We start from the raw sequence: 13,344 nt of genomic DNA, 5'->3' as shown, positions 1-13,344 counted from the left end.
AGGACTCCTTAGACGCGGGTTGGTGCTCCTGCAAGGTCGGCGACCTGCGGGTACAGCGGGTGCGCTGCGGCCAGGGCATGGACACGGTCCCTCAGCGCGGCAAGATCCTCACCCTCGGGCGCAATCAGCGCCAGGGCGATGATGTCCGCGACTTCACGGAACGCTGCCTCGTCAAAACCGCGGGTGGCCAGCGCCGGCGTTCCGATCCGGAGACCGGAGGTCACCATGGGCGGGCGCGGGTCGAACGGAACCGCATTGCGGTTGACCGTGATATCGATCTGCGCCAGCCGGTCCTCGCCCTGCTGCCCGTCCAGTTCCGCGTTGCGCAGATCCACCAGGACCAGGTGCACGTCGGTGCCGCCGGACACTACGGAAATGCCCTTCGCCGCCACATCCTCGGCGAGCAGCCGCTCCGCGAGGATCCGGGACCCGGCCAGGGTACGTTCCTGGCGTTCGCGGAACTCCGGCGTGCCGGCGATCTTCAGCGCGGTGGCCTTGCCGGCAATCACGTGTTCCAGCGGCCCGCCCTGCTGGCCCGGGAAGACCGCCGAGTTGAGCTTCTTGGCAATCTCCGCCTCGTTGGAGAGGATGATGCCGCCGCGCGGACCGGCCAGGGTCTTGTGCGTGGTGGAGGTGACCACATGGGCGTGCGGCACCGGGCTGGGATGCAGGCCTGCGGCCACCAGTCCGGCGAAGTGGGCCATGTCCACCATCAGGTAGGCACCGACCTCATCCGCGATCCGCCGGAACTCCGCGAAGTCCAGCTGACGGGCATAGGCGGACCAGCCAGCCACGATGAGCTTCGGCTTGTGCTCGCGGGCCAGGCGTGCGACGTCGTCCATCTGCACGGTGTGGGTGGTTTCGTCCACGCCGTACGGGACGATGTTGTACAGCCGGCCGGAGAAGTTCAGCTTCATGCCGTGCGTGAGGTGGCCGCCGTCGGCCAGTGAGAGACCCAGGACAGTGTCTCCGGGACGGATCAGCGCGTGCATCACCGCGGCATTGGCCTGCGCGCCGGAGTGCGGCTGAACGTTGGCGAACCCGGCGCCGAAGAGGGCCTTGGCCCGCTCGATCGCAAGCTTCTCGATCACATCCACGTACTCGCAGCCGCCGTAGTAGCGGCGGCCCGGGTAACCCTCGGCGTACTTATTGGTGAGCACCGACCCCTGGGCTTCCATGACCGCTACCGAAGTGTGGTTTTCGGACGCGATCATTTCCAGGCCGTCCTGCTGGCGGCGCCGCTCGTTATCGATCTGCTCGGCAACCTCCGGATCGATCTCCGCCAGGTGCGCGTTCAGGTAGTCGGTCACAGCTCGCCGCCGTTCTTCTCCGCGTACTCGGCAGCGCTCAGCAGCTCACCCTCCTCCGTGACATTGACGGTGAACAGCCAGCCGGCGCCGTACGGGTCCTCGTTCAGGATGGCCGGGTTGTCCACGGCTTCCTGGTTGACCTCGACGATGGTGCCGGAGACCGGAGCGTACAGGTCCGAGACTGACTTGGTGGATTCAACCTCGCCGCAGGTCTCGCCTGCAGTGACGGTGTCGCCGACGGCGGGGAGGTCCACGTAGACGACGTCGCCCAGCGCGTCAGCGGCGACGGCGGAGATGCCGACCTTCACGGGGCTGGAGGAGTCCACCCACTCGTGTTCGGCGGAGTAGCGGAGGCCTTCAATAACTTTGCTCATAATGTGTGCCTTTCAAATAGGTCTTGTGAACTAACTCAAAGTCTAGGTGGGAAGTGTTTCTGTGGCGCATGTGGCGTGGGCCGCCGGTGCGGCATTCTGCCGCCCCTTAGACACCTCACTCGTTCCTCGCTCGGCGATGCGGGGCTACACAGAACACCGCACCGCCCGCGACGATTAGGCACCGACACACCGCCCGGCTTTGGTGCCCTGTATTCGGACCTGTTTTGCAGGCTTTACTTCTCGCGCTTGTAGAACGGGAGGTCGACGACGGTGAAAGGTTCGGGTTTGCCGCGGAGGTCTACTTCCAAAGGGGTGCCGGGGGTGGAATAGGCGGCGTCGACATATGCGAGAGCGATCGGGAAGCCGAGGGTTGGGCTGGGCGCACCGGAGGTGACTTCGCCGATCGGGTGGCCGTCCTTGAGGACCGGGTAGGAGGACCGGGCCGAACGGCGGCCGGAGCCCTTCAGGCCCACCAGCTTGCGGGCCGGGGTCTGCTGCTTCTTGGCTTCCAGCGCCGCGCGGCCGACGAAGTCACCTTCCTTGGACAGGGTCACCACACCGCCGAGGCCGGCTGCGTAGGGGTCCAGATCCAGGCTGAGCTCGTTGCCGTAGAGCGGCATGCCGGCCTCGAGGCGGAGCGAGTCGCGGCAGGCCAGGCCCGCCGGAACCAGTCCGCGGTCCGCGCCGGCGGCAAGCAGTGCCTGCCACAGGGCCGGCGCGGCGTCGTTGGGAACGTAGACCTCGAAGCCGTCCTCGCCGGTGTAGCCGGTACGCGCCACGAGCAGGCTGTGCGCACTGCCGTCCACGTTCAGCGGGGCCGTGGCCGCGGCGTAGTACTTCATGCCCGTCACAAGCCCGCGCTGTTCGGCGGGGACCAGGTCCAGCAGGATCGCTTCAGCCTCCGGTCCCTGCACAGCCACCAGCGAGGTGGCTGCCGTTTCGTCCGCGACCGTGACGTCGAAGCCCTGGGAGCGGGCCGCCAGTTCGGCAGCCACAACGGCGGCGTTTCCGGCGTTGGGGACCACCAGGTACTCGTCGTCGGCCAGCCGGTAGCTGATCAGGTCATCGATGATCCCGCCGTCGGCGTTCGTGATCAGCGAGTACTTGGCACGGCCCACGGTCATAGCGGAGAGCTTGCCAGTGAGCGCGTAGTCCAGGAAGGCACCCGCCTGCGGGCCGGTGACCCGGACTTCGCCCATGTGGGAGAGGTCGAACAGCCCAGCGGCCCTGCGGACGGCGTGGTGTTCAGCAAGTTCGGAACTGTACTTCAGCGGCATCTGCCAGCCGCCGAAGTCAGTAAAGGAGGCGCCGAGGCGCTTGTGCTCTTCGTAAAGCGCGGTGTACTGCTCAGTCATAGCGGCGATCCCCTTAGTTCTCGAACTCTTCGATCGGCGGGCAGGAGCAAATCAGGTTGCGGTCCCCCGCTGCGCCGTCGATGCGGCCCACCGGCGGGAAGTACTTGTCCGTCCGCAGGCTCTTCAGCGGGAAGACGGCCTGTTCACGCGGGTAGGGGCGGTTCCATTCGTTGCCGGCGGCGACGGTGGCGGTGTGCGGCGCGTTGCGCAGCGGGCTGTCCTCGACCGTGAAGTCGCCGGCGGCAACCTGGTCGATTTCGCCGCGGATGGCGATCATCGCGTCGATGAACCGGTCGATTTCGCCCTGGTCCTCGGACTCGGTGGGTTCGACCATCAGGGTGCCGGCCACCGGGAAGGACAGGGTCGGGGCGTGGAAGCCGTAGTCCACCAGGCGCTTGGCCACGTCCTCGGCGGTGACACCGGTCTTGGCGGTGAGCTCGCGCAGGTCCAGGATGCACTCGTGGGCCACCAGGCCACCCTTGCCGGTGTAGAGCACCGGGAAGTAGTCGTTCAGGCGGGCCGCCACATAGTTGGCAGCCAGCAGCGCGCTCTTCGTGGCGGAGGTCAGGCCTTCCCCGCCCATGAGACGGACGTAGGCCCAGGAGATCGGCAGGACGCCGGCCGAACCGAAGCGGGAGGCCGAGATCGGAACGTCTTCGCCGCCGTCCCAGGCCGCTGCGTTACCGGGCATAAACGGTGCCAGGTGGGCTTTCGCTGCCACGGGCCCGACGCCGGGTCCGCCGCCGCCGTGCGGGATGCAGAAGGTCTTGTGCAGATTCAGGTGGGAGACGTCGCCGCCGAATTCGCCCGGCTGGGCCAAGCCGACCAGGGCGTTGAGGTTGGCCCCGTCGATGTAGACCTGGCCGCCCGCTTCGTGGATCGCCTCGCAGACGTCGCGGACGTCGTCGTCGTACACCCCGTGGGTGGAGGGGTAGGTGATCATGATCGCGGCGAGGTTCTCGCGGTGCGCGTCGATCTTGGCGCGCAGGTCAGCGTGGTCGATCGCGCCGTCGCCGGCGGTGCCAACAACGACCACCTTCATGCCGGCCAGGACGGCGGAGGCCGCGTTGGTGCCGTGCGCGGAGGCCGGGATCAGGCAGATGTTGCGCTGCTCGTCGCCGCGGGAGTGGTGGTAGCCGCGGATCGCCAGCAGGCCGGCCAGCTCGCCCTGGGATCCGGCGTTGGGCTGGATGGACACCTGGTCGTAACCGGTGATGGTGGCCAGCTGGGCTTCCAGGTCGGCGATCAGTTCACGCCAGCCCTCGGTCTGGGAATCCGGGGCGAACGGGTGGATGGACGCGAACTCGGGCCAGGTCATGGCCTGCATCTCGGCGGTGGCGTTGAGCTTCATGGTGCAGGAGCCCAGCGGGATCATGGTGCGGTCCAGTGCCAGGTCCCGGTCCGAGAGGCGGCGCAGGTAGCGCAGCATCTGGGTTTCGGAGCGGTAGGAGGAGAACACTGGGTGGGTCATGTACTCGGAGGTGCGGAGCAGTTCAGCCGGCAGCTCGAACCCGGCCGCCTCGGCGGGCGATGCACCGAAGGCGGCAGCGACGTCGGCAATCACCGCGTCGGTGGTGGTCTCGTCGGTGGACACACCCACGGTGTCCGCGTCGACCAGGCGCAGGTTGATGCCCTTGGCCTCGGCGGCGGCCACCACTTCGGCGGCACGGCCGGGAACACGGGCGGTCACGGTGTCGAAGAACGTGCCGGAAACCAGCTCAATGCCGGCGTTCTGCAGGGCGGTGGCCAGGGCGCGGGCGTGGCCGTTGGCGCGCAGGGCGATCGCCTTCAGCCCTTCAGGGCCATGGTAGACGGCGTACATTGAGGCCACGATGGCCAGCAGGGCCTGCGCGGTGCAGATGTTGGACGTCGCCTTTTCGCGGCGGATGTGCTGCTCGCGGGTCTGCAGCGCCAGGCGGTAGGCGGGGGTGCCGGCAGAGTCCTTGGAGACCCCGACCAGGCGGCCCGGCAGCGAGCGCTCCAGGCCCTTGCGCACGGCCATATACGCAGCGTGCGGGCCGCCGAAGAAGAGCGGTACACCAAAGCGCTGCACGGAGCCGACGGCGATGTCCGCGCCCTGCTCGCCGGGAGGAGTGAGCAGGGTCAGGGCCAGCAAGTCAGCGGCCACGGTCACCAGGGCCCCGCGTTGCTTGGCATCGGCGATGATCCCGGCCTGGTCCCGGACGGCACCGGAGACCCCGGGCTGCTGGAGGACGACGCCGGTGATCTCGCCGTCGGGCAGGCCCGCGGAGAGGTCAGCAACCTCGACGTCGAACCCGAGGGCCTTGGCCCGGCCCCGGACGATCGCGATGGTCTGCGGCAGCGCGTCAGCGTCGAGCACGATCTTGCCCTCGGACTTGGCCTTGTTGGAGCGGCGCATCAGCAGCACGGCCTCGGCGACGGCCGTGGCCTCATCCAGCAGCGACGCGTTGGCCACGGGCAGGGCGGTGAGGTCCTGGACCATGGTCTGGAAGTTCAGCAGGGCTTCGAGCCGGCCCTGGGAAATTTCGGGCTGATACGGCGTGTAGGCGGTGTACCAGGCGGGGTCTTCCACGACGTTGCGCAGGATCACCGGCGGGGTGTGGGTGTCGAAGTAACCCTGCCCGATCATCTGCACGGCGGTCTTGTTCTTGCCCGCGATGCGGCGCAGCTCGGCCAGGGTTTCCTGCTCGCTGCGGGCCGCGTTCAGCACCAGCGGCGCGTCCTGACGGATGGCCGCGGGAACGGCAGCGTCCACGAGGTTGTCGAGGGTGTCGTAGCCGACGGCCTTAAGCATGGCGTCGGTTTCTGTCGCGCGCGCACCGATGTGGCGGTCGACGAAGGCTGCGGTGGACGGTGCTGCTGTCATGTGGAGGCTCCAAAAGGCGGGCGAGGGTACGCCGATGAGACGATTGGTTCCTCCCCGCTCTGTATTGGACCTGAGAGATTCCGCGGGGGTGAGCCGCTTGCACCGTCGGTGAGGATCCGGAGTGATCCGGCCCTGCTTTCCAGAGTTGCCTCGCTGTGGCGGTACAGGGGCCTGAGAGATTCCCGGGGAGGGTTTGCTCCTACGGCGCCCGCGGCGTCGGTGGTTCGCTGCTGCAGGACTCTCCCGCCACGGCTGATAAAGGCATATTCAGTTGTAGCTGCGTAGCTGACTCTAGTCGGCGGCACCGGACCCTTCAAGGTGTGACGCAGGACCGTTGGAAAGCCCTGGCGCGCAGGTTTATAAACCAGCCGGCCGAAAGACCCAAATTGACATGTCCGCGGGCACTCCGGAAACTGAAATGATCGGCGGCGACGCCGCATCTCATGGTGCTCCATTGGTAACCCGGTGACGGCAGCGTGTCTTGGCGGCGGTGCCTCGAATTGGTGCCTACGAGAAAGAACTCCATGTCAGGTAGCTCCACCCGCCCGTCCAGCACGGCGCAGTCCGCAGCAGTTTCCAGTTCCAAGGACCCGGACCTCTCGCGTTCGCTGTCCAGCCGCCACATCCAGCTGCTTGCGATCGGCGGAGCCATCGGTACCGGCCTGTTTATGGGCTCCGGCAAAACCATCTCCGTTGCGGGTCCTTCGGTCATCTTCGTCTACATGATCATCGGCTTCATGCTGTACTTCGTGATGCGGGCCATGGGTGAGCTGCTGCTCTCCAACCTGGAGTACAAATCCTTCAGCGACTTCGCCGCGGACCTGCTGGGCCCGTGGGCCGGGTTCTTCACCGGCTGGACCTATTGGTTCTGCTGGGTGGTCACCGGCATCGCCGACGTCGTGGCGATCGCCCATTACGTCACCTATTGGTGGGCCAGCGCGCCGCTCTGGATTCCGGCCCTGGCCTGCATCGCCCTCCTGCTGGCGCTGAACCTTCCCACGGTGCGGGCCTTCGGTGAGACCGAATTCTGGTTTGCCCTGATCAAGATCGTGGCCATCATGACCCTGATTGTGGTGGGCCTGGTCATGATCCTGACCCGGTTCTCCTCCGGTCCGGGCGAGGAAGCCAGCTTCGGCAACCTCTGGGAAAACGGCGGGTTCTTCCCCACCGGTCCCATGGGCTTCGTGGCCGGGTTCCAGATCGCCGTGTTCGCCTTTGTCGGCATCGAACTGGTGGGCACCGCCGCCGCCGAAACCAAGGACCCGACCAAGAACCTGCCCAAGGCGATCAACTCGATTCCGCTGCGCATCATGCTGTTCTACGTAGGCGCTCTGGTCATCCTCATGTCGGTGATCCCGTGGACGGACTTCAGCGCGGATGAAAGCCCGTTCGTGGGTATGTTCACCCTGGCCGGGCTGGGCACGGCTGCCGCCGTCGTCAACTTTGTGGTGCTGACGTCCGCGGCGTCGTCGGCGAACTCCGGCATCTATTCAACCTCGCGCATGGTGTACGGCCTGGCGCGCGACGGCGATGCGCCCAACGCGTTCAGCCGCCTGTCCCGGCGCAAGGTTCCGCAGAACGCCCTGTTCTTTTCCTGCACGTTCCTGCTCGCCGGCGTCGTGCTGCTGTACGCGGGTGAATCGGTGAGTGCTGCCTTCACGCTGGTCACCACAATCTCTGCCCTGTGCTTCATGTTTGTCTGGACCATCATCCTGTTCAGCTACCTGGCCTACCGGCGGCGCCGGCCGCACCTGCACGAGGAATCGACGTTCAAGCTTCCCGGCGGCCGGGTCATGGTCTATGTGGTGCTGGCCTTCTTTGTCTTCATCGTGTGGGCCCTGACCACGCAGCCGGACACCCTGATGGCCCTGCTGGTCACGCCCATCTGGTTTGCCCTGCTGGGCGGTGCCTACGCCCTGCTGCGCCGCACGCCGCTGCACCAGGCACGGGTGGCCGAGTACAACTCGATGGCAGCCGGGGAACGGGAAGCCGTGAAGGCCCTCAACCGCGGGTGAACTTCAGGTAGCGGGTAGCGGAGTCCTGCACGATCCGGTCTGCGGCCCGCGGCAGGATGAAGTCCCACCAGGCGCCGTAGAGCCGTTCGTAGGCCAGCGGCGCCAGCAGCTCCGCGGCCGCCTCGACGACGTCGGGACGCTCCGGGATCAGATTGGGATAGCTGTACATAAAGGCCACGTGCGTGAAGTCCGGGATGACCTGGATGATGTCTCCGCTGAAGAGGGCGCCCAGACCATCGGGGTCATCGTCCCAGTGCATTACCGTGCCGCCCGGGAAGTGGACACCCGGGCGGTACAGGACTAGTCCTGATGCCAGTTCCATCCGGTCCCCGTCCCAGAACTGCAGCACCGGGTCGCTGCGGCCCACCCACTGCCGGTCCGCGGTGTGCAGGTAGACCGGCACCTCGAATTCCCTGGCCCAGTCCACCATGGTCGCGTAGTAGTGCGGGTGGCTGATGGCGATAGCTGACAACCCGCCTTCGGCGTTGACGATGTCGATGAGTTCTTCGTCGAGGTAGGGCACACAATCCCACAGCACGTTGCCGTCCGCGGCCTTGACCAGCAGTGCCCGCTGGCCGATCGCAAACTTGGGTTCGCATCCGATCCCCAGCACCCCCGGGCCCTGCGGGTGCACGCTGGCCCGCCGGGCGCCGGAGCGGAGCCGGGAGAGCGTGGTCCAGGCCTGGCCGGATAACGGCACATATTGACGCTCATCCAGGCACACTGGACAGGAGGCGCGCGGTTCGGAGTACTGCGTGCCGCAGGTGACGCAGATCGGATAGTCGTTCGGGGGAAGGGCTTCTTTGTAGTGCTGCACCATCGTCGTGGACCCGTTCGTGAGCAGGTTTTTTGCCGAAGTGCCGGTCACGCTACCGGCTCGGTCCCGCCGGCAACACCTGATCCGGCAGAATCCAGCCCCTTGTCCGGGTAACGATTTGGACTCGTCTCCCTGCTCAATAGACCACCATTTGTTCAGTAGACCACCGTTCCGGTTGATTCGACGGTGCTGCCCAGCTGCGCCGCCTTGGCGCTGACGTCCAGCTGGATCCCGACAGTGTGCAGCGGGGCTTCCAGGGCAAGGCTCAGGTTGGGCAGGACCTCCGAGCGGATCCGGCGCAGGGTTTCCTGAATATCCGCACGCTCGTTGACGGTCACCCGCAGGGCGAGGTCCGGCGCCCCGGCCGTGCCGCGCAGCAGCGCCGAGGAATTTACGACGCCGGGCACGCGGTTGGCGTCGTACTCAACGGCAGCGGCGAGGACACCAGGCTCGCACCGGGTGATCCCGCGGGCCGGGTCTTCCTGCAGCCGGTAGCCCGCGGCTGCACGCCGGCGGGGAATCTCGGCGAGGATCCACCACAGGCCCAGAATCCCGAGGATCAGCCCGCCGATCAGCACGGCCGGCGCCACCCAGTCCGGAGCAAGCAGCGTCTCGGGGCTCTGCTGCAGCACCGGTGACTGGGCATCGGAGACCGCTCCGCCGGTGAACTGGTTCAGGAATCCCGCGGAAATCAGCAGTGCCAGGATTCCGGCTGCCAGAAGCAGCACGCCGATAATGATGAGCCACGTCCGGTTCATCGCCCCCGCATGGTGTCGCATGGCGCGTCCTTTCCGTTCCTGGCAGGTCCCGGGTCAGTCCCGGGAGTTGATGTAAACCTTGACGCGGGGCGCCGGGTCCAGGCCTGAGGCAACCAGCCGTGACCGGACGCCGTCGCCCACCCAGCGGTGGAGGTCCCGGGTGTCATGCAGGGCCGTATTGACGGAGACCCGCACCTCCCTGTCCGTTGCCGTCGCCGAGGCTGACGAGACTCCGTCGATGTGTTCACAGGTGGCAGCGGCCAGCTGGGCCACGGCACGGCGGGACATCACCACTGCCGCATCACCTTCCACGGCCGCCTCGGAATCCGGTTCCTCAGCAGCCGGCAGGCGCACGCCAAGGTCGCGGTACTGGCCGGGCAGGATGCCGGCCAACAGCAGAATCAGCCCGACGGCGGCTGCGACCGCCCCAAGTGTCCATACGGCAGGATCATCCCAGCTCACGCCCGCAAGCCACGTGAAGGGAGCCGTAAAAGCCTCCGGCCAGGACCCGGAGGTCAAACGGACAAGGGCCATCCAGACCAGCACGATTCCCAGGGCAAGGAGTACCGCGGCGCAGATAGTCGCCGGAACCGACCTGCTTGGCCGCTGGCGCAGCGCCACGGGAGGCGCTCCCGCCCGACTCACAGCAGCTGCCTTCGGCCGGAGGTGAGGGCTTTCGGCCTCAGCCAGGCGATAGTGATGTCCACCTGTCTCACCTGCACTCCGGTCAGCTCCGTGACCCGCTCGGCGATACGCTGGCGCAGCTGGTCCGTTGCCCGGCGCAGCGGCAGCGGGTACGGGAGCCCCACTGTCACCTTGAGGCTCGCGATGTTCCCTGCCAGTTCGACGTCGGCATCCGGACGGGCCGTGAAATCCGCCCGCGAGCCGATGCCGAGGAACCCCCCGGACGTCCCGCCCGCCTCCGTCTCATCCCTGGCTACCTGGCTGGCTATCTTCTCCAGCACTTTTTTGGACATGGATGTGTTGCCCCGGCTGCCCACGTCACGGCGGGAGCGGCCGGAAGCAGGCACCTCCGTGGTGGTCATCGGCTCGAGGCCCGGCCAAACAACCCGGCCATGTCGAGCTTGCCGTCAGCCGTCAGCCCCACCAGCAGGCCGATCAGTCCAAAGAGGATGGTGACCAAAAAGGCGAACCACCCGCCGAAGGCCAGCACGATCCCCAGAACCAGACCAACAGCCACGCACCATCTTGTTGCAGACATGGTGTTCTCCTTAGTTCCCTAGATTAAATCCGCCGCAGACCGGGCGGATGCCCGCTATTCCAAACGGTTGGAGGGCGCCTTCTTGCCGCCGTCGTCCCCCTCGTCACTGGAATCCCCGGGCAGGTGCACATCGGTGACGTTGACATTCACTTCCAGAACTTCCAGGCCGGTCGCGTTCTCCACCGAGCGGATAACGTTCCGGCGGATGCCCTGGCTGACTTCCACGATGGAGAAGCCGTAGTCGACGACGATGCTCACATCGATCGCCGCCTGCCGCTCACCCTTTTCCACAGTGACGCCATTACTGACGTTGGTCTGTGAACCGGGGATTCGGTCCGTTACGGCGCTGAAGGCCCGCCGGGCGGCATTTCCCATGGCGAAGACGCCCGGAACCTCCCGGGTGGCCATGCCGGCCAGCTTCTGCACCACTGTTTCTTCGATCGTTGTATCTCCCCTGGGCGTATGGAGTGGCCCCGAGCGGCGCTGCTGCTCAACCTCGTGTTCGCTGCCCGCGTGCTCTCCTGACACCGCTTCTGCGGCCGGTGCGGATGATGGTCCAGGGTTCCTTGCGGTTTCTGCCATGACACTCATCTCCTGCTCGATGGGATCCGGGCCGGATCGCCTACCTCCATTAAGACGGCGGAATGCCCGTACCGTCACTCCCGCCGGGACTATTCGGGCCTTGGACCCCGGATATTCCCGTTCTGCGGAGCTGGTTCCGCTTCCGCGGCCCCGGTGGCATATTTACAGGACCGGCAGCAACCGCCGGGCCTCTGTTGAAACACCCCGCTGAAACCGCCCCGCGGCGAAACGTCTGGGAACCCGGGGTCCCGGGGATTGGAAGGTGGGTCTGTGTCCGACAAACCCCTTCACGGCCAGCTGGTGGACAGTGCCCTGGTGGCAGGCATCGCTGCCCGGGCGGCCCGGGAAACGCCGGGCGTACTGCGGCTGGCTACGGCCCGCAGCCATTTATTGGCCCGGCTCCGGACCGGAGTCTCCCAGTCCTGGCGCACGACGGCGGGATGGGCGGCCCGCCGCCCCGGAGACCCGGAGGCTCCGAAGGTGCGGGACGGCGTCGTGGCCATGATCCGTGACGGCACGGCAACGATTGAGGTGGATTTAGCCACCGATGCCGCCTACAACGCGCTGGACGTCGCCGACCAGGTGCGGGACCGGGTGGCACAGGCCCTGCGCGCCACGGGCATCACCACCGGTCCGGTGAACGTCACCGTGCTGGCGATTGAGCCCAGTGCCGGGTCATAGTGCCGGACCGTTTTGTCAGGTGACAGCTCCCCAACGGGTGTGCACTTCTGGTGACCTGTTCCGAAAAACGCCCGCCATACCTGCACACGCAACGCCCGCCGACCCGCACCAATCCGCCCTCAGTCCCGCCCCGGTCCCTGCAAGTCCCATGGAATTGTTGGCCAGGCCGGCTACAGCTGGCTCCCGGCTGCGCCTCCGTCCGCACCAGCAGCTTCGGGAGCCGGCCGGTCCCGAACCCCGAGACGGCGCAGGGCAAGCGGACCGAGCACAGTTCCGCTGAGAATAATGCCGGCGAAGACCAGGCACGGCAGGGCCCAGGAGCCGCCGTCGTACAGCAGGCCCGCGAGCAGTGACCCGGCCGCGGCACCGAGGAGCTCGGCGTTACTGAGCAGACCCAGCCCCCGACCCGTCCGGGGTGCGCTTACCTCCGCGGCGACGGCACGCTGGATCGGCAGGAGGATCGCCCAGGAGGCACTCGTAAGGGTCCAGAGCGCGGCGATCGCCAGCGGACTGGGAGTAAAGGCCAGCCCGGCCGCGGTGAGGGCAGATGCCACGGAGGCGACGGCGTAACCCCGCTGCCGGCCGTGGCGTTCGACGAACCGGTGCAGGATGCGAGGAAGGACGGTGAGCGCTATGCCGCCGGGCAGGTAAACGAGCGCAATCTGGTAGACCGCCAGCTGGAGCGAGGTTTGCAGATGGAGCAGCAGGAGCAGCCCAACTCCTGCCTCCGCGGCGCCCGTGACCAGCGCGGGGAGCAGCAGCGGGGTGAGCCGCCGCTGGCCGGGTGCAGCCGCCGTCTCCGCGGGCCGGGCCTGCCGCGGGGGCAGGGACCGCTGGGCGCGGAGCAGCAGGAAGGCCGCGGCGGTGCAGGCAGCGGCGAGGGCAGCGAAGATTCCGCTGAAGCCGGCCAGCGGCAGGAGGAACATCGCCGGAATCCAAAAAAACCATGAGCCCAGCGCTTCGGAGGAGAGCAGCCCGGCGAGCGCCCCGGAGTCCTGTCCCAGGTCTTCGGCTGCGATAGCCCGGACCGCAATCCAGAACAGTGCTCCGCCGGCCCCGCCCAGGATGGCGGCAGCGAATGCGTGCGGCTGGGCCGCGGCCAGCGCGTAGCCAAGACAGCTCATTCCGTAGAGGAGGGCGCCCGCGGCAGCCACCGACGTCCGTGTCCGTGTGTCCACCAGCCAACCGGCGGCCGGGCGCGCCAGAACGGAAACCACCAGCTCGAGCGCGACCAGGGCGCCCACCGCGGTTGGAGGCATTGCGAGCGCAGCACCGGCCCAGAGCGGGATCAGGAAGTCGATCAACTCCGCGCTTCCACCAAGCAGGGTGGCGGCAGTTCCCGCGGCCTTGGCCCGGGCGGTTCGGATTGGCATCCCCCGATC

The 13,344-nt window shown here is 67.2% G+C and carries 13 protein-coding genes and 1 riboswitch; of the genes, 2 read left to right on the top strand and 11 right to left on the bottom strand.

The genetic code is table 11. The annotated features are described in order from the left end of the window. Positions 1–8: 8 nt before the first annotated feature. The 4 genes from glyA to gcvP all read right to left on the bottom strand — a co-directional run bounded on the left by glyA (position 9) and on the right by gcvP (position 5,887). Positions 9–1,310 (bottom strand): serine hydroxymethyltransferase, encoded by a 1,302-nt coding sequence (gene glyA / locus H9638_RS01910; protein ID WP_318241746.1) that lies wholly within the window; start codon positions 1,308–1,310, stop codon positions 9–11. Beyond that, positions 1,307–1,684: a glycine cleavage system protein GcvH gene (gcvH, locus tag H9638_RS01905; RefSeq protein WP_191745485.1), complete on the bottom strand. Its 378-nt coding sequence runs from the start codon at positions 1,682–1,684 to the stop codon at positions 1,307–1,309. The genes glyA and gcvH overlap by 4 nt, the downstream gene beginning before the upstream one ends. A gap of 233 nt (positions 1,685–1,917) precedes the next feature. Further along, complete coding sequence (gene gcvT, locus H9638_RS01900; protein ID WP_191745484.1) at positions 1,918–3,039, bottom strand: glycine cleavage system aminomethyltransferase GcvT; 1,122 nt, start codon at positions 3,037–3,039, stop codon at positions 1,918–1,920. A gap of 13 nt (positions 3,040–3,052) precedes the next feature. Further along, positions 3,053–5,887 (bottom strand): aminomethyl-transferring glycine dehydrogenase, encoded by a 2,835-nt coding sequence (gene gcvP, locus H9638_RS01895; RefSeq protein WP_191745483.1) that lies wholly within the window; start codon positions 5,885–5,887, stop codon positions 3,053–3,055. Positions 5,888–6,036: 149 nt separating this feature from the next. Next, positions 6,037–6,143, bottom strand: a riboswitch (glycine riboswitch). Between the two features lie 268 nt (positions 6,144–6,411). Between gcvP and cycA the strand changes: the two genes are divergently transcribed. Then, a complete protein-coding gene (gene cycA, locus H9638_RS01890) occupies positions 6,412–7,902 on the top strand; it encodes a D-serine/D-alanine/glycine transporter (protein ID WP_191745482.1) in 1,491 nt (496 codons plus the stop codon). Here cycA and H9638_RS01885 read toward each other — a convergent pair. The 6 genes from H9638_RS01885 to H9638_RS01860 form a co-directional block, all read right to left on the bottom strand. After that, on the bottom strand, positions 7,889–8,770 hold the full coding sequence (locus H9638_RS01885) for an MBL fold metallo-hydrolase (protein ID WP_225216874.1): 882 nt from the start codon (positions 8,768–8,770) through the stop codon (positions 7,889–7,891). The two genes, cycA and H9638_RS01885, sit on opposite strands and share 14 nt — an antisense overlap. A 104-nt stretch (positions 8,771–8,874) precedes the next feature. Then, positions 8,875–9,498: a hypothetical protein gene (locus H9638_RS01880; RefSeq protein WP_191745481.1), complete on the bottom strand. Its 624-nt coding sequence runs from the start codon at positions 9,496–9,498 to the stop codon at positions 8,875–8,877. 33 nt (positions 9,499–9,531) lie between these two features. Continuing rightward, complete coding sequence (locus H9638_RS01875) at positions 9,532–10,122, bottom strand: DUF6286 domain-containing protein (protein WP_191745480.1); 591 nt, start codon at positions 10,120–10,122, stop codon at positions 9,532–9,534. Then, positions 10,119–10,523: an Asp23/Gls24 family envelope stress response protein gene (locus H9638_RS01870; RefSeq protein WP_225216873.1), complete on the bottom strand. Its 405-nt coding sequence runs from the start codon at positions 10,521–10,523 to the stop codon at positions 10,119–10,121. The genes H9638_RS01875 and H9638_RS01870 overlap by 4 nt, the downstream gene beginning before the upstream one ends. Beyond that, complete coding sequence (locus H9638_RS01865) at positions 10,520–10,699, bottom strand: hypothetical protein (RefSeq protein WP_191745478.1); 180 nt, start codon at positions 10,697–10,699, stop codon at positions 10,520–10,522. The genes H9638_RS01870 and H9638_RS01865 overlap by 4 nt, the downstream gene beginning before the upstream one ends. Positions 10,700–10,753: 54 nt before the next feature. Further along, the gene (locus H9638_RS01860; protein WP_191745477.1) at positions 10,754–11,281 is read right to left on the bottom strand and encodes an Asp23/Gls24 family envelope stress response protein; all 528 of its coding nucleotides are present in this window, start codon (positions 11,279–11,281) and stop codon (positions 10,754–10,756) included. A 270-nt stretch (positions 11,282–11,551) separates the two neighbouring features. Here H9638_RS01860 and H9638_RS01855 point away from each other — a divergent pair, with 270 nt between their 5' ends. Beyond that, a complete protein-coding gene (locus H9638_RS01855) occupies positions 11,552–11,962 on the top strand; it encodes an Asp23/Gls24 family envelope stress response protein (protein WP_191745476.1) in 411 nt (136 codons plus the stop codon). 170 nt (positions 11,963–12,132) lie between these two features. Here the strand turns inward: H9638_RS01855 and H9638_RS01850 are convergent, their stop codons facing one another. After that, positions 12,133–13,335: an MFS transporter gene (locus H9638_RS01850; protein WP_191745475.1), complete on the bottom strand. Its 1,203-nt coding sequence runs from the start codon at positions 13,333–13,335 to the stop codon at positions 12,133–12,135. Positions 13,336–13,344 lie beyond the last annotated feature (9 nt).

Source organism: Arthrobacter pullicola (genome assembly GCF_014836875.1).
GTDB lineage: Bacteria > Actinomycetota > Actinomycetes > Actinomycetales > Micrococcaceae > Arthrobacter_B > Arthrobacter_B pullicola.
Note: the sequence above shows the minus strand (reverse complement) of the source record. Positions and strands in the feature narration are given on the sequence as shown.